The organism is Nonomuraea sp. 3N208, assembly GCF_052245935.1.
Classification (GTDB): Bacteria; Actinomycetota; Actinomycetes; order Streptosporangiales; family Streptosporangiaceae; genus Nonomuraea.
On record NZ_JBQQBR010000029.1, the window covers coordinates 54,838 to 73,097 of the forward strand.

Here is an 18,260-nt window from a genome sequence, read left to right on the forward strand (position 1 = left end):
ACGACACGGTGCGGCCCTGGCCCGAGCTGGCGCTGGGCCGGATGCGCGCCAAGATCGGTGACCTGTCGATGGTCTTGGAAGGCCGCTTCGATGAGCCTCACGCGCTGATGTGTCGCCTGCACCTGCAGCATCTCGATCTTCTCGATCAGAGGCTCGCCAAGCTCGATGCGCAGGTCGAGGAGATGATGGTGCCCTTTCGCCTCGCCCGGGAGCTCTTGACGAGCATCCCCGGGATTGGGCCGAGGCCTTCGCGCAGCGGGCCCGGCTGGTCGACGCCGACACCGTCAACCGCGAGCTGTTGGTGATGACGGCCGCCATCACCTGGTGGCGTGAGGGCGGCTGGCTGGTCGGCAACCCGATCATCGGCATCGAGCGCCGGCCCGCGCCGCCGGACCGCCGGACCGCCGGAGGGCGTTGTCACGCGACCAGATCGCCGGCCTGTTTGAGGTGAAAGCCGGCTTACGCGAACGAACGCTCTGGAAGGCCCTGTACGAGACGTGCGCGCGGGCCAAGGAAATCCTCTGCCTCGACATCGAGGACCTGCTGCTGGCTGACAAGCGCGGCCGCGTCACCTCCAAGGGCGGCACCATCGAATGGGTGCACTGGCAGTCCGGCACCGCCCAATTGCTGCCGCAGCTGCTAAAGGGCCGCACCCGCGGCCCTGTCTTCCTCACCGACCGGCGCGCCAGCCCGCACCCCCAGGTGACGCCTGCCCGGTCACCGGGCGGGCCCGCCTGTCCTACCGGCGCGCCGCCGAGTTGTTCGAGACATTCACCCGGCCGCTGGCCAACCCCGACATCCGCGACCCTGCCGAGCTCGACAAGCAAGGCGGGTGGACGCTGCACCAGCTCCGCCACAGCGCCCTGCAGCATCTGGCCCAAACCGGCCGTGCTGCACCCGAACTCCAGGTCAAGAGCCGCCACCAGAGCCTGTCCTCGGGCCGCTACAGCGCACACCGCGTCGTGGCATCGGCGTTCGACATGGAGCAATACTGCTCGGTGCCAGGAGAGCTGGGCCATCGCCGAGACGTTTCGCCTGGCGTCCGATCTCGGGTTGAGAGGCATTCTGGCCTACGCCGACCCCGTGGCGAGGATCGCCGCCGACGGCACGGTCATCATGCCCGGTCACGATGGCGTCGGTTACCGCTCCTGCAACGCCGTCTACCTCGGCCGCACCGCCGCGCGGTCGATGTGGCTCATGCCGGATGCCACCACGATCCCCGAGCGGAGCCTGCAAAAGCTCCGCGCCGGCGAGCCGTCCGCCGAGCACACCGTCCGCAAGCTCCTCACCGCCGGCGCGAGGCCGCGCCGGCGCGGCCAGTCTCGGCGGGACTGGCTGGCGCAGGCCCTCTGCGAGGTGGGCGGCGTCCAGATCCGACACGGCGGAAACCACCGGTTCGCCTGGACGATCGGCGCCCGCCATCAGCGATTCCGCGTCACCATCGGCATGCCGATCATTCCGTTTCAGACCGTCCGCCTCGCAAGCCGCACGGCGGCAGCCGCGCGCATCACGCCGCACGCCACCTGCTCCGTTCAGGCCGCTTGACCACGCGACGCGCTGGCCCCGACAGCAGCCCGCCTCGCCCCCCACTAGGCCTGTTGCCGTGCGCGTGTCACAGCAGCCCATGGCGCCGGCACGGGCAGCACGCCGAAGGGCGCCGCATCGTGCGGCGCTCAGGCAGTGGCGCGTGTCCCCCTTCTCCGGCTTCGCAGCCTGCGGTACGGCGGCGCGCCCCGCAACCGGCCTCTCGCCCGCCCCTGTGCCATGCGCGTCGCTGTGCTCCGCGATGGCCGGGCGGACGAGTTCTGCCGGGCGCTTCGCCGTGCCGCTGACGGCTCGGCGCCGGAAGGGGGAGGCCCCGCCGCCCCAGGCCCGGGACCTCACTCGGACATCCCTTCCGGCAGCCCCGTCAACCAGCACAGGAGCTGCCGTGATCATCCTCACCCCGTCGCGTCCCGACGCCTCGACCGTGACCTCCCCCGTCCCATCCACGACCCATGACTGCGACCAGCCCGCCGTTGCCATCGTCGGCGCCTCCATCACCGGGCCCGTCCTGGCCCTGTTACTCCACCAGGCCGGACTCACCAACGTCACCGTCCTGGACGCCTCCGAACACCTGCACACACAGGCCGGTGGAGCCAGGGCCGCTTACCGGCATGCCGCCGTCGACCTTCGCGGCCTTTCCCCGGATGCTGTCGAGGCGGTGCTGGCCGTCTACCGCGAGGAAGGGCCCCCTGGTTCGCCTGGCTCGGTCCATCGAGGTTGTGAGCCAGGCACTTCACGGCGAGAGGTTCGCCGCAACCCTGCGCGGAAACGGCAGGTCAACTCACCCTTCCAGCTGAGTTCGGTGCCGCACCAGGAACGACTCAGGACCCGCGGCGACCTGGACGACGCCCTTGGCCGTGTGGGGAGCTGCCGCGGCACGCACGGGGGCAGCATGCCGGCGGCCGGGTGACTGTTCAGGCCTGGAGGGTGTCTACCTGGAAGAGCAGGTACACCTGCGCAGATTTACCGACCAATCATGATCGCATTTCGTGGTTGAGCTGGCCATTCACGTGGCGTGCATGTTCGCGACGTGCGTCTCAAACCGACGTCATCACTGGATCTTGGGGGCTGCAACAACTACGACGGCCCGATCGTTGCTCAGTTAGGCCGAAGGTGAGGAGCATCGCCGTGGACTGGACCATAGTGATAAGCGCCTTGAGCACCGCCGGGGTAGGCATCGCCGGGATTCTCGCGACCTTCCGAGCAGGACGCCGCCAGCAGCAGACAGCGATCGAGATCGCGCGCATGCAGATGGAAAGCCAGGAACGGATAGTTCGGGAGGAGCGTCACCAGCAGCGCCTGGAGAAGACGTATGACTCGCTGCTGCGGCAGCTGGATCGCCATGACAAAATGCAGCAACTTCCTCATGTGAGCGAGCACGGACGACTCCCTCGGGTGATCGACCTTTCACACCTGCCGGTCAGCGCCTTCGGGCAAGGGTGGGGAGACCTTCTTGGACAGCGCCAGGATGACTTGATGGCTCTCTCAGCCTGCGAAAGCGCCCTTGTCAGACAGCTCCGTGGGGCATGGGAGGCAGAGACCGATGAGGAGCATCGGAAGGAACTCGCTGACGAGATCAGGGCGCAAATTCGCAGGGAATTGGTGGGTGTCGATCATGAAGCGAGCATGGAGCCATACCCCGTTCGCCAACGCGGCCAAACGCCCGCCGAAGAATCTTGAAATGGTTGAAAGCCGACCGCGCCGTCACGGCGGGCGGCATCGCTCACAGCGGCTGGCCGGCCGCCGGCCATGAGGATGGTTCCTGGCCAGTTGGGCCCTCGCTGCCGTCGGGTCGGCCGGGCGGCTCGTTGTGCAGGCTGGCAAAGAGCTGCGTGCGGCCCCGCGAACTCGGCGCCCACGGCCGCCATATACCGCTCCAGGTCGGCCATCGTGACGGTGTCGGAGAGTAGGACCTCGAACTCCGGCCACCGCAGGTGATCCACCAGCAAGTAGGCGTAGGTGCGATCGGTTCCGCCCTCGCGTGCTCTTAAGAACCCATCCGGCCACCGGCAGACCTCGCCCTCAGCCGACACGATTGTGTACGAACGCCGACCGGACTCATGGTCGATCGGCTGGACACGCAGGTCACCAACAACGGGCTTACGCACGCATCCTCCCGGGGGATCGAGGACGTTCCGAACAGCCAGAACACGGGAGGTTAACGGGTACGCGAGATTCACAGGGAGGGACACGCCGTACGTATCGTACACAGTCGATAGCGGTTAGTTAACGCGCTAAACGGGCCAACGAGTTCGCCGGCCTGATCGCAGAGTATGCCGACGCTGTCAGGAACGGGTTGGCGGCCGTCTCGGCGCGTAGGCTCGTGTTGATCCAGCTTGCGGCGGCGACCTACATCGGGGATCAGAAGGCCCGAGCCGCCATCGGTCTGGACTGACTTCTCGTCCGGCCACCCGACGACGGCGGCTGCAGTTGCGGTTGAGTTATGCAGCCGGGCCGTGATTGTCAGGTCCAACGTTGCCGGCTTTGTGGTGGCGTCTGCCGTGCCTTGGGCGTGGGTGGGGCGGGCGGCGGACGATCAGAAGTACCCCGTCACGGTGTTGGACTTGACGGTCGGCGATCCTGGAGCCGCGAAGGTGGCCTTGGCATAGACCTCGTCCCTCCCCCAGTCCTCGTTGAGGGTGTAGCTGGGGAGATAGACCGAGATGCTGTAGTGGCCAGCGGAATTGGTGTCACTGCACGCGTTGCCAAAGCCCCCGTACAGGTGGTGGTCGAAGGTGTCGTCGCCGTACAGGTTGAAGCAGACTCGCCTCTGGCCGGCCGCTGGGGCGTTGCCGGTGACGCTGACGAACCAGTTGCCGGTCCCGGTGGGCTCGATCGCGAGGTGGGCGGAGCCTGCGCTGGCTTCTGCCGTGCCTGCCCCGGCCACCGCCGCCATCGCGCCGGCCAGCAACAGGCCCGCCAGTGCGTGTCGCTTGTTCATGTATTTCTCCTTTTCGAATATGCCGACTTCGGTCACTGGTATGGGCGTTCCAGCTCGTTCCGCCGTCGTTCCATCGCAGGTCATCGTTCACGGCGCACCGTGTGGACGATCCCGGCGAGCGTCGTCGGCGTGATGGTGTCCATCCCGTACAGCGCGTTGGCGAGCTCGCCGACGGGGCCGGCGACCGCGTCGCCGAGCTCGCCGGGCAGCCTGCCGCCCACCGCGGTGGGCGGCTCCGTCGCGGCGTACACGTCCTCGGCCACCGCGGCGAGCAGGTCGACGTCGACGTCCTCCGGCAACACCAACCCCCGGCGGCTCGACGAACGGTTCGCCGCCGCGATCCGGGGCGTCGTCGACCGGTGCCGGGGAGGCGACGACACGCTCGCCCCGAGAGCGCGGTTTCCTCGCGCGCCGGCACCGCCAAGTCCTCGCGCCGAATCGCGTCCGCGTCGGGGTTCGTGGCGGTGTTCGTGGCGGTGTTGGCGTCGCGCCGCCATCCCGCTCACGTGCCGAGTTGATCTTGTCCGTTGCTGAGGACTTCCGGGCACAAAGATCGCCATCACCGGGCGTCACCCACCAGCCGATCCGCCCCGCAACCATGACCACCGGCGAGCTGCGACCGAACAGGAACGTACGCCAACGATTCCGCGCGACCTTCGTTCAGCACCCACTCCGACCTGCGGGAAGGCGCTTACCGTACGAAACGGTTCCGTCGCAGGTCCATCCCCGCATCCAGCCCGCACTACATGCGACCCGAATGCCGGGCCTGGACGCTAAGGACGTCGTGGCGGCAAGCCGACGCTCGCGGCCACGTTGGCGATCGCCGCCTCGACTTCCGCCAACGCGGCGGCCAGGCGCTCGCGTTCGGCCGGCTCCACGGATGCCTCGCCGAGCTGATGCACGAGCAGATCCAGGTGCGTGGCGCGCTCGCAGGCGTCGGCGGCGATGTCTACCGGGTTCCGGGCGTGGGGGCGACGGTCACGACCGTGACGGTACGCGGTCAGAGGCCCGCGCACCCGCGGTTTCCGCCGACCGCCTCTGGTGGTCGGCGGCGCGCACGGGGCGCGCCACCGCGGCGACGCCCTTTCGACGCGAGGGTGCCGTACGGCGGTCGCGCCGTACGGGCGGAGGACCTCGTCGCCGCATCGGACCGGATGCCGGGGTTGCGCTGATCGTGCGGTCGGAGCGTGGGGCTGAGGCGGGCCACCTGCCTTCAGTCCCTGCTGGTGGACCCGCCCCGCATTCCGGCTCAGTCAGCCTCGCAGGCACGCTCCTCCAGGCAACCCGGCTTTCGCTGCGCTCACCCCGCCCAGCCAAGATCTTTTGGCGCGAGCGGGGTGAACGTCAGCGCCGGCCGGGGCGCCAAAACATCTTGTTGGCCGGGGCCGCCGCGTTGCCTTCCGTCGCTTCCACCTGCGTGTCCTCCCTCACCGAAACACGGAACGGACACCCAGCAGGGGCACCGTACGGAAGGAGCCACACCATGACCCTCAAGCTCGGCCTCCCCCTCTACCGCACGGACATCACCGCCTGCACCCGGTGCGCCAACGAGGTCACCCTCGAGCACAGCTGGCCGACCTCCGACGGCGGCCGCATCTGCCTGGGGCGCGTGGGCGAGCAGGTCGAGGCGTACCGGCTGGCGACCGTCGCCGACCGCGAGATCCCCTTCTAGGTCCTGCGCGGCGGGGGCCGCCGGCCCCCGCCCGCTCCGTTCCCGTCCCGCTTCGGCAACCGCTCATCCCACCTGACGTCCTTGGAGGACACCATGGCAGCAGGCGACACCGTCATCACCCTCATCGGCAACCTCGTCGACGACCCGGAACTGCGCTTCACCCCGACCGGCCAGGCCGTGGCCCGCTTCCGCCTCGCGTCCACTCCGCGGTTCATGGACCGTTCGACGAACGAGTGGAAGGACGGCGACAGCCTCTTCCTGACCTGCAACGTGTGGCGGCAGATGGGCGAGAACGTCGCCGAGAGCCTCCAGCGCGGCATGCGCGTCATCCTGCAGGGGCGGCTCAAGCAGCGCACCTACGAGACGAAGGAAGGCGACAAGCGCACCGTCTACGAGGTGGAGGTCGATGAGATCGGCCCGTCCATGCGCCACGCCACCGCCAAGGTGGTCAAGGTGCGCGGCAGCCGCACCGTCAACACTCCCCCGCAGAACCCCTGGGACGGCATGCCCGCCGAGGACCAGGACGCCGACCCGGCCTCCGGCGAGCAGGCGCCCGTCATGGCCGGAGCCGGGGCTTACGACCCCGCCCCGGAGTTCTAGCCCACCCAAGCGGCGGCCGCTCCCCGGTTCAGGAGCGGCCGCCGCGACCGTCCCCCTTGGGCCGCCGTTCGTGATCCGCCCAGGGCTTGCCCGGACTGCGGCCGTGTAGCGCCGCGCGGGATCCGCTGATTCCCTCACTACTACCGCATGGAGACGAACACCATGACCTTGATCGCCGCCACCGGCTGGCGCCTCATCCAACTCGTCCTCGACCGCTCCTACTCCATGCATTCGATCAAGACGCAGACCGAGCAGGGAGCGCGAGTCTTCCTGGCCGACCAGCGCAACGTGCCCGGCCGTACGACGGTGTCGCTGACCCAGTTCGACCACGAGGTCGAGCCGTTGTTCACCAACCGCGACCTGAGCCAGGTGCCCGCGATCACGCTGAAGCCTTGCGGGCAGACGGCGCTGCTGGACGCGATGGGCCAGACCATCACCCGGGCCCGCCACTTCGTGCGCGGCCTGCCCAAGCCATACCGGCCTGACGAGATCATCACGGTTGTCCTGACTGACGGCCTGGAGAACGCCTCCCGGACGTTCAACCAGGACACGGTCCACGACATGATCGGCGAACTGCAGAGCAAAAAGCGCGTCTGGAAGTTCGTCCTCCTGGGTGCCAACGACGCCGTTCACACGCTGGCGCACAACCTCGGCATCGACTCCGACACCGCCATCCAGTACGACCACGACCTCAGCGAGGCCGCCCTGTCGTCCGCTGGCCAGATGATCGCCCGCGGTAGCCGGACCGGCCACTACGGCTTCACCGACGAGGAGCGCAGGCAGACGCGGCACTGATCCCGGACTCAGCCACTCTTCCCGCCTCCGGCGTTCTCGCGCCGGAGGCGTTTCCACTCCGTCCATCCAGCAAAGGAGACGACCCCCATGATCCCTCTAGGAATCATCGTCCTGGAGTACGCGATACGGTTCCCCGTCAAGTCGGCGTGTTGAGGTTCTTAGTCCCCGTGAACAAACTGATCGCGAGTTGGAGCGACCGAGACCTCGCTCCGGCTAGTCAGCGGACGAACCAGCGGGCGGGGGTGCCACCCAGTTCGGCGCGGAATGCGGCGCCGAACGCGCTGGGCGTGGCATATCCCACCCGAGCCGCAACAATGGTGGCGGGGACATCGGCAGCGAGGAGTCGCAGCGCCTCCAACATGCGCAGGCGGCGACGCCACTGTCCGACGGTCATGCCGGTATCGAGACGAAACGCTCGTTCCAGACTCCGGCGGCTGGCGCCCGCCCGGCGGGCCAGCACGTCCACCGAGGAGATGTCGCCCGGGTCGCGATGCAGGGCCGTTGCGACCGCGACGGCGCGCGGGTCCCGTGGCGCCGGCAATTGCAGCGCGACGTCGCCAAGCGGAACCAGCTGATCTGCCAGGACGGCGATCAGTCGTTCGTGCACCGGGTCGGCCAGCCGCAGCGGCGCCAAGCGCACCGCGTGCAGGATGAGTTCGCGCAGCAGCGGCGAAACGTCGAGCGCGCGGCAGGTTGGGGGCAGCAGCGCCAGCGCGCGTGTCAGATAGAGCGTGCGCAGCGTGGCCCGGCCCGACAGGCCGAGCCGATAGAGCACGCCGGCGGGGATCCATGCAGCGCGGTGCGGCGGCACCACCCATGATCCGTCGGAGGTTTGGACGGTCAGCACGCCGCGCACGGCGTAGATGAGCTGGTCCCAGGCCGGGTCCTGCGGCAGGTCCAGCACACCGCCCGAATGCGACACCGCATAGCACCGCACGTCTGGCTCGGGCCTGTCGACGGCCTGACGCATAGACGACAGAATAGGCCGCGTTGACGGCAGTGCGCACGTGTCGGCCCTCGTACCGTCATGGTCATGACGAAGCTGTCTCACGTCGCTATCAACGCCGACGACCTCCCAGCTACGCGTGCCTTCTACCGCGCGAGCTTCGGCTGGCAGTTCTCTGCATGGGGACCACCGGGCTTCTACCGCATCGAGGCCGACGACCCACGCGGTCCTGGCGTGACGGCCGCGCTCCAGCAGCGCCGCAACCTGCTGCCCGACCAGCCGACCACCGGCTGGGAGTGCACTATCGCCGTGGATGACGTCGACAAGGTCACTATGGCCGCTCTGGCCGCTGGCGGCCAGGTCCTCATGCCATGCACGACCATCGCCGGCGTCGGCCATCTCATCTGGCTCGCCGACCCATCCGGCAACGTGGTCGGCGCCATGGAGTACGACCACACCGCCGAATAGTGGCGACCGCGACGCCTCGTGCGTCGCGCGAAGCCACTCGAAGGAATTCAGTCGATCCCTCAGTGCCGTGTACAAACTGATCGTCAGGTCGATTTGGGAGATGCGGATCGCGCGAGTCGTCGTCCCATGAGGATGATCATCGCCCACAGGACCATGGCCTCGTGGTGCCCAGATAGCCGTTCATAGTCACGTACGCACCGCCTGCGCTGGGAGATCCACGACAGCGTCCTCTCCACCACCCCACCTGCGGGGCAGGACCACGAAGTCTTGCTCCTCAAGCCTCATGAGCAGCGACCTCGACCCCTACATCTGGGGCCCTGCCGGGTGGTTCGCCGAGATCGCCTGTTCGTCACGCCCGACGAGTCAGGGCGTGGCGGCCGCGGCCCGGCGCAGGAGTAGCGGGCTGCCGGGCACCTTCTTCTCCAGCCGGGACCGGATGGCGCCGCGGCTACGCCCGAGCTCGCGCATCAGGTCCTCGATGGTGGCCTCGGGTGCGGCGGCCAGCTCGGCCAGGCGCGCATCGTCCTCGGCACTCCACGGCCGGGCGGCGTTGGCGTGCTTGGCCCGCTGCTGCTCCACGGTGGCGGCCGGGCGCGGCGCCGGCGTACCGGTCAGCTCCGCGGCGCCGGAGGCCAGCAGCTGGGCGATCGCCGCCAGGTCGGCGGCGGGCAGCGTGCCGCGCCACGCGGCCAGCAGCTGGCCGTCGGCGTCGCTGCCGAGCAGCTCCACCTGGTGGCCGCCGTCGACGGCCTGCACGGTCAGCTCGTAGCGGCGGCCGTCCTGGTCGGTGTGCAGACGTACCTGGGTGACGGTCACGAGATGCTCCCTTCAGGGTGTCACTCCTCGAAGGTGCGCTGGACGACCGCGGCGAGCTCGGCCGCGCCGGCGCGGAAGTAGCGGGCGGTGGTGTCGAGGCGGGCGTGGCCGAGCAGGGCTTGGATCTGGGCGGGGTCGGCGCCGTCCTCGCGCAGCCGGGTGGCATAGGTGTGGCGCAGGTCGTGCGGGCGTAGTCCGGTGATTCCGGCGGAATCGCCGGTGGCGAGCACCACCTGGGTGATGCCGGAGATGGTCAGCGGGCCGCGCTGCCCGGTCCACAGCGGGCCCGGCTCGTGCCCGCGCTGCAGCAGCCAGGCCGACAGCCGCTCGCGCGCCGGCGCGGGCAGCGGATTTTTGCGCACCTCATCGCCCTTGCCGTGCAACCGGATCTCGCCGGTGCGGGCGGTGACGGCGATGCCGTCGACGTCCAGGCGGGCGCACTCCTCCACCCGGGCGCCGCTGCACAGCAGCGTGAAGATGATCGCCGCATCGCGCGGGCCGCGCCGGTCGGCGGCGCGCTCGAGCGCGCGTTGCTGGGCAAGGGTGAGCGCGTCCGGCTCGCCCGGGCGGGGCACGCGCGCGCGTTTGACGTCCAAGCGCAGCCGGGCCCCGCGCTCGTACATCAGCTCGATCGCCGGCAGCGCCTGATTGATGGTGGCCGGGGAGGCCTTCCTGCGCAGCAGGTGCCGCTTGTAGGCGGTCACCGCGGCCTCGCCGCCGACCACGTCGCCGAAGGCGTCCGGGTGCGCGGCCGCGTGCTCGCCCAGCCAGGCGACGAACGCGGCGCACTGGCGGCGGTAGGCCCGCACAGTGTGCTCGCTGAGCTTGCACCGGTCGAGGTAGCGCTCGATCGTGGCCAGCGCCTGCGCCGCGGTGGCGAGCATCGCCTCGGCGGCGGGATCGGACGCGGCCGCCGAGGACGAACCCGCGCCGGCGCCCGGGCCGCCCTGGACGCCGTTCGCGGCGCGGGACTTGCCGGCGCGCAGCGGCACCACCTTGCCCGCCATCCCGCCTCCTCCCCTGGTGCTCCTTCTTATCCGCTGAGTTTTCCCCCGGGCTACGACCCGACCGGATCCGCGTTATCCACTGAGATCTTACACCGGCTCAGTGGATAAGGAAGCTTATCCACTGAGCCTCTGAGTTTCTCAGCCGAACGGACTCGTTCGCGGCTCGTCACGGTAGTTGTCCTGTCTCGAGGTGGTTGAGGCAGTCTCACTGATCCGAGGTATCCAGCGTGTGGTCTCATCTTGTTGAGGCATTGATCCGGGCTATGACCCGTTCCGATGAGCGCCAAAACCACCAAGCTCCCCGTCTCGCTGGCATTCGGTGCCGCTGGCACAGCGCCGTAACCGCCAGCACACCGTGCGCTCGACGCCGTTCCTCGGGCGAGGCCGCCCAGTAGACGGCCGAGCGCACCAGCGGATGGTGAAACTGCACCCGGTCGCCGATCTGGACCAGTCCGGCGAACACGGCCGGTGTTGCCGCCTCGATGCCTATGGCCAGCCGATCGGCGGCACGCCAGAGCAGGCTGCCGGGCTCTGCGGCTGCGACCAGTAGCAACTGCTGTGTCTCCGGTGGAAGCCGGACGACGCACCGCTGGTAGATCTCCTGGATTTGCCCTGTGAGTGCCGCACCGCGCCGGCGCGTTGTGCCCGGCCGAGAAGCTCGGCGAACGCGTCATGGAGCATGTGCTCCGCGCCGGCTACGGCCGTGCCGAGGATCGATCAGGCCGGGACGAGGGGATCGGCGAACTCCAGTAGCCCTTCCCGGATCAGCCGTTTGATCAGCACCAGCTTCCCGCTGTCATCGATCCCGGCGGGAAGCTGCGCAGCGCAGACGGCAGCGCCGCTGCACAGGATACGCAGCGGCGCTTCGGTGAACGCGGGAAGGGTGAGCGCTGTGCGCCCGAAGGACAGCATGATGCGATCACCGGATCGGCTCAGGTCGACCTCGACCGGTTGCTTCAGCCGGACCAGGGTCGCTGGCGTGACCTGCTCGGCGTGCGTGAGCTGCGTCAGCAGCCCGCGTAGCGTCATGCCGCCCGGGCGGTCGATCCCGGCGACCTGGTGGTCGAGGGTACGCCGGACGTGTTCGGTGTTGACCAGCCGCGCCGCCAGCATCGTCAGGGTCTCGGTGAGCCGGCGCTCGTCGAGAGCGGCGCGTCCCAGCTGCGAGGCCACCGATCGCCGGAAATCGGCGTCGTTGCGCTCCAGATCGTCCACCAGCCGGTGAAGCAGCCAGGACCAGGGGTAGGGGGTTATGCCGAGGGTCAGATGCACCGATGCGGTATCGGTTGCAATCCCCTGGTGGACGAAGCCGCGGGGAATGTACAGCAGCTCTGCCGAGCGCAGCAGGACCTCGGTGACGGGACCGGTCGGGGCGACGCCGTGGTCGTGCATTGCGGGGGTCGGCAGTTGCACCGGCGGCGGCTGGATGTGCCAACTTTTGGCGCCGGCGAGCTGCAGGAGGATCACGTCGTGGGTGTCGAAATGGGTGGGGAAGCCCTGGGCGTCGGCGGGAGTGAGGTAGGCATTAGCGTGCACCCGTACCCCGAAGAACGCCGACAGCTCATCACACAGCCCGCCCACCGCAGGTAGGGCCTCGTGGACCCGGTTCAGGGTGATCGACGCGCCGTGGCGGTACAGCGTCAGCACGCGTTCCACGTCGATCTGCACGAGCGGCTGCCCCGCAGCAGCCGGGCGCAGGTAATCGCCGGGTGCCAAGACGTGCCCGTCCCGGGTCAGGCACAGAACATCAGAGCGGTGGGAGCCGGTGGCGTAGGTGACAGTGAGCAGCTCATCCAGATCCTCAATCGACACCAGCGCGGGTAGCAGCTCGCGCAGGGCGGGATTGTCGGCGCTGCGGATGTGTAAGTAGTCCTGCTCCCAGGTGCGGGAGAAGAACGCCTCCAGGTCATGCGGATACAGCAGCTTCTTCAGGATGCTCATGACCTGGTACCTGCTCCCCTGGTCAGCCGAAAGGACTGAGGTCACCGACATCGACGCCGTGCGGGGTGAGCGGGTTCCAGTCCGCGCCCGGCCCCCGGTTGCCGTGGTTGCCGAACGGCGGCAGCATCTCCTGATCACCCATGATCTTGTACATGGCCATCATCGCCTGATGCACTGTCCTGAGCGTATCCACCGGGACGGGGATCTCCGCGGATTCTCCGGCCTCGCGGCTGTTGTCCACCAGTTCCTGAGCCTGGCGCAAGGCGCCGTAGAAGAAGTCGGTGTTGTCCCGGAAGTAGTTCTGGATCTCTTCCTTGGTGAGAGACCGCTGTTCCTCGTCAGACATGTTTGCCCCTTGGGCGGACCTCGCTGGTTACCGTGGGTGTGTCCTATGGAGCACGGTAACCGAGGTGGGGCATCACGTCGATGCTTGATCGCGGTCGTTCACCGTCCAGCACCGAACCTGAGGTTACGACACCTTCTCAGAACCGACTTGCAGAACGCCCGGGTTGTGTGAGGAGTTATGCGAACGGCGGCCCCGGGCTGACGGCTCATGGAACGCCCGCGCCGCTGATCTCGGACAATTGATCATTTATGAGAGTTGCCGATCGTCACCATTGATGACCGAGCGTCCCCTCTGGGATGAGTTGAACTTGCTGGACGGTGTTCGGCCCGGAGCGGACACTCCGCCGGTCCTTGATCGCCGTTGTCGGGTTTCCATCCGGTCAACGGTGAAGATCTTCTTGGGAACCCCCTTGGCCGGAGCACCGCACTGGGCGCCTTCGGCCCGCTGGACCCGACGCAGACCGGGGGAACGGCGCCGGCAGCCGTTGATGACAAGGGGTCAGCCGCCGGCTGCCTGGAGTGTCGGGCTCAGCTGTGAGGGCTGCGCAGCAGGGCGGCAGCGACAACCTTTGTGGAGGCGGCGGCCGCCGCCAACTGGCGGCCTTCGACGCGGTAGGTGTCTAGGGGAGTTCACGAGTGCAGTTGAGCTTGGAGAATGCGAGGCCTTGAAGATCGTTTCCCAGCGGGGAAGTGATCGTTTCCCGCAGGGGCTGTGGCCGGAGATTGGAGGGAGGCCGGACTACCGCTAGCAGCCCGGCGAGCGTCGGCGTCCCTCACTCTGCCGGGAGTGCCCGTCGCAGCGGCTCGTCCGGCAGCGCCGTGCGGTCGGTACCGGTGGTGGTGCCGAGGGCCTGAACGTCCGGCCCGGTCGAGCCCCCGTACGTGGCGATCTTGTATTCGACCGCCGTGAGGGAAAGGGTCAGCTCACGGATCCGGCGGCGGATGGTGTCGCGATGTTCGACCAGCACATCGAGCCGCTCCGGCACCGTGTGCCCTCCGGCATCGACAAGCAAGATGTAGTGCTGCAGGTCACGCATCGGCATACCGGACAGCCGCATCCGGGTGAGGAACACCAGGCGCCGAACCGCTTCGGCGTCGTAGACGCGATGACCATTACCGTCGCGGGCCACCTCGACCAGCCCGGCCCGCTCGTAATAGCGCAGCGTGTGGGGCGAGATGTCGAGGAGGTCGGCAACCTCGGCGATCGTCATCGTCTCGGGCAGATCGGCCAGGTCGGCGAGGCGGTGGATAGCCTCGACCGCCAGCGGACCGTCGTCCCCAAGCGCTTCGAGCGCCCTGGTCATCAGATCGTCGGTGGCCATGACCACGAGCCTAGATGGGCCGTACCGATGCAGAGACACCCTCGAAGTCGGCGCTGCGGGCGGTCTCGGCCCACTGCTCGACCTCGTCCAGGCCGCGCCGGTAGGCACGCGAGATACGCTCGACCGCCTCGCGCCCGAGCGGCAGCCGCAGCGGCACCTCGACGCCGTGCGCGAGGGACACGATGATCTCGGCCGCCCGCGCCGGGTCACCTTCCTGGCGGCCGTCGGTCCCGGCCATGTCCGCACGGACGTTGGCGAGCAAGTCACGGTAGGTCGCGGACGGCTCGACGAACTCGAGCACATCGCCCCCGTTGAAGCCAGTCCTGAACCGGCTGGGCTCGACGAGCATCACCCGGATCCCGAACGGCGCGACCTCCCCGGCCAGGGCCTCGGACCAGCCTTCGAGGGCGAACTTCGACGCGGAGTACGCCGACACGCCGGGGAACGACGTCCGCCCACCCTGGCTGCTCATCTGCACGATCGTCCCGGTGCCCCGCTCACGCATCGTGGGCAGCGCCGCCCGGACGAGCGCGGCGGGGCCGAACAGGTGCAGATCCATCAACTCGCGCAACTGCGCGTCGCTGACCTCCTCGACCGCTCCGACCACGGCCCGGCCCGCGTTGTTGACCAGCACATCGAGCTGACCGAAGCGGTCGAGGGTGTCGCGCACGAGGTCCGCGGCCGCGGCGATGTCCCGGGCATCGAACTTCGCGATCAGGCAGTTGTCCGGGTACTTGGCCTCCAGATCGGCCACACTCTCGGGCCGGCGCACCGCCGCCACCACGTGGTCGCCCGCCGCGAGCGCCGACTCCGCCAGTGCGCGTCCGAACCCGCGGGACGCGCCAGTGATGATCCAGGTCTGTGTCGTCATGGCGGGGACGCTATGCCTTCGAGCGCGCTCGAACGCAAAACCGACGTGACCACCAAAACGGAAGATCGTGACCGGAAGCGCAAAGGAACGTGGACCGCCACCTGCCCGCTCCGGCGCTTGAGGGTGAGTCTGCCTTTGTTCTTGCCCTGGACGGGCAGTCGCTCGCTTATACCGTACCCGGGATGTTGCCGCCCTCGCGGATCAGCCACTGCGCGATCTCCTCACGGTGGGCGAGCCAGAGATCCCCGGCCCGGCGCAGCACCGCTGCCCGTTCGGCAAAGGGCCGGGCGGCCCACTCGCGCTGTGCCTCGGCGGCCCGGCGGGCGGACGGTCCGACATCGCCAGGCGTCGCACGACCGGTCCTGCCCAGCTCGGCTCCGGTGGCCGGTTCGACCACCGGGGCCTCGCCGCCGGAACCACGGGTCTACGTCCCGGTGAACACCTTGCCCCGCCACACCTTCTCCTCGAGAAAACTCATGTCCCCTTCTCACTTTCCTCGATCGTCACGGACTCGGCCAGGTGGTAGACCGCTTCCAGCAGCTCGGGCCGGTCCCGCAGGCGCCCGGCGGGTTCGTGCAGCCGGATGTGGCCGCCCACCAGGGCGTACACCTCGTGTGACACCATCAGCGCCACGTGCGTGAACTGCTCGATGAGCAGGACGCCCACGCCCTGCCCGGCGATCGCCTTGAGCGCGGGGACAAGTCGCCGCACCACCACGGGGGCCAGCCCCAGCGAGAGCTCGTCCACGACCAGGAACCGAGGTTCGCCCGCCAGTGCCTGCCCCAGCGCGAGCATCTGCTGCTGGCCGCCCGACAGCGAACGCGCGCGGCGGCCTGCGATCGACTCGAGCTCAGGGAAGAGCTCGTGGACGCGGGCCAGGGCGGCATCGCGCCGGCCGCGCGCCTGCACGGCCGCGGCCACGGCCAGGTTGTCGGCGACGGTGAGATCGCCCAGGACACGATGTCCTTCGGGAACGGTCGCCAGACCGGCCGCACGGACACCCTCAGGCCGGCGGCCGGCCAGTTCCCGCCCATTGAGGGTGATCGTCCCCCCGCTGAGCGGGAGCACCCCGGCGAGCGCGAGGACCAGACTGCTCTTGCCCGCGCCGTTGGGTCCGAGCAGGGCCCGGATCTCGCCCGCGGGCACCCGCAGCGAGGCGCCCCGAACCACGGTACGGCCGCCCCGCTCGACCTGGAGCCCTTCGATGACCAGCGCCTGGTCAGTCATTCGATCACATCCTCGGTTCCCAGGTAGGCGTGCTTGACCCGCTCGTCGGCGAGGACCTCGCGGGTCGGGCCGAGAGCGATTAGGCGCCCGAAGTCCAGCACCGCGGTGACACCGCACGCCGCCGAGACGAGCTCCATGTCGTGGTCGATGAGGATCACCAGGGCGCCGAACCGTTCCGGGATGGCTCTGATCAGCGTGATGAGGTGATTCGTCTCCTCGTCGGCGAAGCCCGCGGCCGGCTCGTCGAGCAGGACGAGCCTGGGCCGGCTGGTGACCGCCTTGGCGATCTCCACCAGCCGTCGTTCCAGCATGGACAGCCGGCTCCCCAGCCTGCCCGCCTGCCGCAGGCCCACGAAGTCGAGCGCCTCGCGGACATCGCGCGGCCCGCCGCCGGCGTGTTCGGCGACGAGGCCGACATTGTCGTAGGCGCTCAGGCCGTGGATCACCTGTTCCTGCTGGAAGGTCCGCCGGATCCCCCACCGGGCCCTGCCGTACGGGGGCATCTCCCCGAGGTTCCGGCCGGCGAAGGTCACGGTCCCGGCGTGCGGCGTCACGAACCCGCTCAGCACATTGAAGAACGTGGTCTTGCCGGCGCCATTGGGGCCGACGAGGCCGCACACTCCGCCCTCGAAGGACAAGGACACGCCGTCCAGCGGCCTGACACCACCGAACGTCACCGTAAGATCGCTGGCCTCAAGCATCGGTGGCCTTCTCTCCGGCCGGTTCCCGGCCCCGTCTCAGCCGGCCTGCCAACGCGCCGAGCCCTCCGGTGAGCCCGGTCGGAGAGGTCGAAAGGGAATGGATCAGCCCCACCCCGAACACCACGAGGAGCAGGTTGCCGTCCAAATGCCAGGTGTGGGTGAGCAGCGCGGGCAGCGCCACGTAGAGCAGAGCCGCCACCGGTGCGCCCCAGAGGGAGAACGCTCCGCCCATGAGCACGACGGCGTAGAGCTCGAGAGATCCGCGTGCGCGGAAGCCATCCGGGAACAGGTTGCCGATGTTGGTCGCCAGCAGCCCGCCCGCGACGCCCGTCACGAAGGAGACCACGACGATCGCCAGCAGCTTGCCCCGGGTGACGTTGACGCCCGAGGCGAGCGCGCCGGCCTCGCTCTGCCGGATCGCCGCCCATGCCCGCCCTGCCCTGCCACGCAGCAACAGCGACATGGCCAGGAAGCTGAGCGCCGCCACCACGATGCAGTAGCGGAAGTACGCCGGGTCGCTGCCGGCGAGCGCGGGCCGGCTCATGGTCAGGCCTTTCCCGCTGTGGCCGGAGAATCCGCCGCCGCCGTCGGGGAACTGAAGGGCGCCGAAGACGTACTGGAACGCGGCGGCGAGCATGAGCGTGACGATCGCGAGGTTGAGGCCTCTCAGGCGCAGCGCCGGCAGCCCGACGAGGGTCCCGATCAGCGTGGTCCCTACCCCGGCGAGCAGAAGCACCACCTCGTAGGGCAGTCCGGTGCCGAAGCCGAGTCGCAGCGTGATCCAGCCGCCGACGCCGAGCAGCGCCACCTGGCCGAGCGAGACCAGGCCCACGCGCCCGTACAGCAGGCCCACCCCGGCCGCCGCCGGTGCGTAGATCGCCACGACCGTGAAGGTCTTCAGCCAGAACGCGTCGGTCACGCCCGGGATCACCAGCGCGGTGGCCAGCGCGAGCAGCGCGCCCGGCAGGTACGCCCGGATGTTCCGAAGGCGCGTGAGCCCGGTCCCGGCCGGCCGGGTGACCACCTGAGCCAGGGGCGCGGAATCCTCCATGGTGGCCTTCCT

General features: G+C 69.1%; 21 protein-coding genes and 1 pseudogene. 8 read left to right on the top strand and 14 right to left on the bottom strand.

The genetic code is table 11. The annotated features are described in order from the left end of the window. The first annotated feature begins 8 nt into the window (after nt 1–8). From ACTWPT_RS37380 to ACTWPT_RS37395, 4 genes are all read left to right on the top strand, one after another. A complete protein-coding gene (locus ACTWPT_RS37380) occupies nt 9–305 on the top strand; it encodes a hypothetical protein (protein WP_443182237.1) in 297 nt (98 codons plus the stop codon). Nucleotides 306–1,053: 748 nt separating this feature from the next. Then, the gene (locus ACTWPT_RS37385) at nt 1,054–1,545 is read left to right on the top strand and encodes a hypothetical protein (protein WP_443182238.1); all 492 of its coding nucleotides are present in this window, start codon (nt 1,054–1,056) and stop codon (nt 1,543–1,545) included. Nucleotides 1,546–1,930: 385 nt separating this feature from the next. Further along, complete coding sequence (locus tag ACTWPT_RS37390; protein ID WP_443182239.1) at nt 1,931–2,455, top strand: hypothetical protein; 525 nt, start codon at nt 1,931–1,933, stop codon at nt 2,453–2,455. Between the two features lie 218 nt (nt 2,456–2,673). Continuing rightward, complete coding sequence (locus ACTWPT_RS37395) at nt 2,674–3,225, top strand: hypothetical protein (protein WP_443182240.1); 552 nt, start codon at nt 2,674–2,676, stop codon at nt 3,223–3,225. Nucleotides 3,226–4,081: 856 nt separating this feature from the next. Here the strand turns inward: ACTWPT_RS37395 and ACTWPT_RS37400 are convergent. From ACTWPT_RS37400 to ACTWPT_RS37410, 3 genes are all read right to left on the bottom strand, one after another. Next, nucleotides 4,082–4,486, bottom strand: a complete 405-nt coding sequence (locus tag ACTWPT_RS37400) for a hypothetical protein (protein ID WP_443182241.1) — start codon at nt 4,484–4,486, stop codon at nt 4,082–4,084. An 80-nt stretch (nt 4,487–4,566) separates the two neighbouring features. Next, nucleotides 4,567–4,866 (bottom strand): hypothetical protein, encoded by a 300-nt coding sequence (locus ACTWPT_RS37405; RefSeq protein ID WP_443182242.1) that lies wholly within the window; start codon nt 4,864–4,866, stop codon nt 4,567–4,569. A gap of 393 nt (nt 4,867–5,259) precedes the next feature. After that, the gene (locus ACTWPT_RS37410) at nt 5,260–5,502 is read right to left on the bottom strand and encodes a hypothetical protein (protein WP_443182243.1); all 243 of its coding nucleotides are present in this window, start codon (nt 5,500–5,502) and stop codon (nt 5,260–5,262) included. Between the two features lie 467 nt (nt 5,503–5,969). On the opposite strand from ACTWPT_RS37410, the gene ACTWPT_RS37415 reads away from it, so the two are divergent. The 3 genes from ACTWPT_RS37415 (at nt 5,970) to ACTWPT_RS37425 (ending at nt 7,553) form a co-directional block, all read left to right on the top strand. Continuing rightward, the gene (locus ACTWPT_RS37415) at nt 5,970–6,158 is read left to right on the top strand and encodes a hypothetical protein (RefSeq protein ID WP_443182244.1); all 189 of its coding nucleotides are present in this window, start codon (nt 5,970–5,972) and stop codon (nt 6,156–6,158) included. 93 nt (nt 6,159–6,251) lie between these two features. After that, complete coding sequence (locus ACTWPT_RS37420) at nt 6,252–6,758, top strand: single-stranded DNA-binding protein (protein WP_443182245.1); 507 nt, start codon at nt 6,252–6,254, stop codon at nt 6,756–6,758. Nucleotides 6,759–6,905: 147 nt separating this feature from the next. Further along, on the top strand, nt 6,906–7,553 hold the full coding sequence (locus ACTWPT_RS37425; protein ID WP_443182246.1) for a hypothetical protein: 648 nt from the start codon (nt 6,906–6,908) through the stop codon (nt 7,551–7,553). A gap of 217 nt (nt 7,554–7,770) precedes the next feature. On the opposite strand, the gene ACTWPT_RS37430 is transcribed toward ACTWPT_RS37425, so the two are convergent. Beyond that, on the bottom strand, nt 7,771–8,523 hold the full coding sequence (locus ACTWPT_RS37430) for an AraC family transcriptional regulator (RefSeq protein WP_443182247.1): 753 nt from the start codon (nt 8,521–8,523) through the stop codon (nt 7,771–7,773). 63 nt (nt 8,524–8,586) lie between these two features. Between ACTWPT_RS37430 and ACTWPT_RS37435 the strand changes: the two genes are divergently transcribed. Beyond that, complete coding sequence (locus ACTWPT_RS37435) at nt 8,587–8,967, top strand: VOC family protein (RefSeq protein ID WP_443182248.1); 381 nt, start codon at nt 8,587–8,589, stop codon at nt 8,965–8,967. Between the two features lie 363 nt (nt 8,968–9,330). Here ACTWPT_RS37435 and ACTWPT_RS37440 read toward each other — a convergent pair whose 3' ends face one another. The 10 genes and pseudogenes from ACTWPT_RS37440 to ACTWPT_RS37485 all read right to left on the bottom strand — a co-directional run bounded on the left by ACTWPT_RS37440 (nt 9,331) and on the right by ACTWPT_RS37485 (nt 18,248). Next, complete coding sequence (locus tag ACTWPT_RS37440) at nt 9,331–9,783, bottom strand: hypothetical protein (RefSeq protein WP_443182249.1); 453 nt, start codon at nt 9,781–9,783, stop codon at nt 9,331–9,333. Nucleotides 9,784–9,803: 20 nt separating this feature from the next. Then, nucleotides 9,804–10,790, bottom strand: coding sequence for a tyrosine-type recombinase/integrase (locus ACTWPT_RS37445; RefSeq protein WP_443182250.1), 987 nt, complete (start codon nt 10,788–10,790; stop codon nt 9,804–9,806). Nucleotides 10,791–11,507: 717 nt separating this feature from the next. Beyond that, complete coding sequence (locus ACTWPT_RS37450) at nt 11,508–12,731, bottom strand: cupin domain-containing protein (protein ID WP_443182251.1); 1,224 nt, start codon at nt 12,729–12,731, stop codon at nt 11,508–11,510. Nucleotides 12,732–12,753: 22 nt separating this feature from the next. After that, complete coding sequence (locus ACTWPT_RS37455; RefSeq protein WP_443182252.1) at nt 12,754–13,077, bottom strand: hypothetical protein; 324 nt, start codon at nt 13,075–13,077, stop codon at nt 12,754–12,756. Nucleotides 13,078–13,849: 772 nt separating this feature from the next. After that, nucleotides 13,850–14,398, bottom strand: coding sequence for a MerR family transcriptional regulator (locus ACTWPT_RS37460; RefSeq protein ID WP_443182253.1), 549 nt, complete (start codon nt 14,396–14,398; stop codon nt 13,850–13,852). A 10-nt stretch (nt 14,399–14,408) separates the two neighbouring features. Next, nucleotides 14,409–15,269, bottom strand: coding sequence for an SDR family NAD(P)-dependent oxidoreductase (locus ACTWPT_RS37465; protein WP_443182254.1), 861 nt, complete (start codon nt 15,267–15,269; stop codon nt 14,409–14,411). 166 nt (nt 15,270–15,435) lie between these two features. After that, a pseudogene (locus ACTWPT_RS37470) lies at nt 15,436–15,669 on the bottom strand (aldehyde dehydrogenase family protein); the annotation flags it as partial. A 74-nt stretch (nt 15,670–15,743) separates the two neighbouring features. Next, nucleotides 15,744–16,496 (bottom strand): ABC transporter ATP-binding protein, encoded by a 753-nt coding sequence (locus tag ACTWPT_RS37475; protein WP_443182255.1) that lies wholly within the window; start codon nt 16,494–16,496, stop codon nt 15,744–15,746. Continuing rightward, nucleotides 16,493–17,197, bottom strand: coding sequence for an ABC transporter ATP-binding protein (locus ACTWPT_RS37480; protein WP_443182256.1), 705 nt, complete (start codon nt 17,195–17,197; stop codon nt 16,493–16,495). Before ACTWPT_RS37480 ends, ACTWPT_RS37475 begins: the two co-directional genes overlap by 4 nt. Beyond that, entirely contained in the window at nt 17,190–18,248 is a 1,059-nt protein-coding gene (locus tag ACTWPT_RS37485; RefSeq protein WP_443182257.1) for a branched-chain amino acid ABC transporter permease, read from the bottom strand. The genes ACTWPT_RS37480 and ACTWPT_RS37485 overlap by 8 nt, the downstream gene beginning before the upstream one ends. Nucleotides 18,249–18,260: the final 12 nt, after the last annotated feature.

Bases quoted from the DNA above. Each gene is read 5' to 3' on its own strand.
- ACTWPT_RS37400 (WP_443182241.1), bottom strand. From the start codon at position 4,486: ATGAACAAGCGACACGCACTGGCGGGCCTGTTGCTGGCCGGCGCGATG.
- ACTWPT_RS37415 (WP_443182244.1), top strand. From the start codon at position 5,970: ATGACCCTCAAGCTCGGCCTCCCCCTCTACCGCACGGACATCACCGCC.
- ACTWPT_RS37420 (WP_443182245.1), top strand. From the start codon at position 6,252: ATGGCAGCAGGCGACACCGTCATCACCCTCATCGGCAACCTCGTCGAC.
- ACTWPT_RS37425 (WP_443182246.1), top strand. From the start codon at position 6,906: ATGGAGACGAACACCATGACCTTGATCGCCGCCACCGGCTGGCGCCTC.
- ACTWPT_RS37430 (WP_443182247.1), bottom strand. From the start codon at position 8,523: ATGCGTCAGGCCGTCGACAGGCCCGAGCCAGACGTGCGGTGCTATGCG.
- ACTWPT_RS37435 (WP_443182248.1), top strand. From the start codon at position 8,587: ATGACGAAGCTGTCTCACGTCGCTATCAACGCCGACGACCTCCCAGCT.
- ACTWPT_RS37445 (WP_443182250.1), bottom strand. From the start codon at position 10,790: ATGGCGGGCAAGGTGGTGCCGCTGCGCGCCGGCAAGTCCCGCGCCGCG.
- ACTWPT_RS37450 (WP_443182251.1), bottom strand. From the start codon at position 12,731: ATGAGCATCCTGAAGAAGCTGCTGTATCCGCATGACCTGGAGGCGTTC.
- ACTWPT_RS37455 (WP_443182252.1), bottom strand. From the start codon at position 13,077: ATGTCTGACGAGGAACAGCGGTCTCTCACCAAGGAAGAGATCCAGAAC.
- ACTWPT_RS37460 (WP_443182253.1), bottom strand. From the start codon at position 14,398: ATGGCCACCGACGATCTGATGACCAGGGCGCTCGAAGCGCTTGGGGAC.
- ACTWPT_RS37465 (WP_443182254.1), bottom strand. From the start codon at position 15,269: ATGACGACACAGACCTGGATCATCACTGGCGCGTCCCGCGGGTTCGGA.
- ACTWPT_RS37475 (WP_443182255.1), bottom strand. From the start codon at position 16,496: ATGACTGACCAGGCGCTGGTCATCGAAGGGCTCCAGGTCGAGCGGGGC.
- ACTWPT_RS37480 (WP_443182256.1), bottom strand. From the start codon at position 17,197: ATGCTTGAGGCCAGCGATCTTACGGTGACGTTCGGTGGTGTCAGGCCG.
- ACTWPT_RS37485 (WP_443182257.1), bottom strand. From the start codon at position 18,248: ATGGAGGATTCCGCGCCCCTGGCTCAGGTGGTCACCCGGCCGGCCGGG.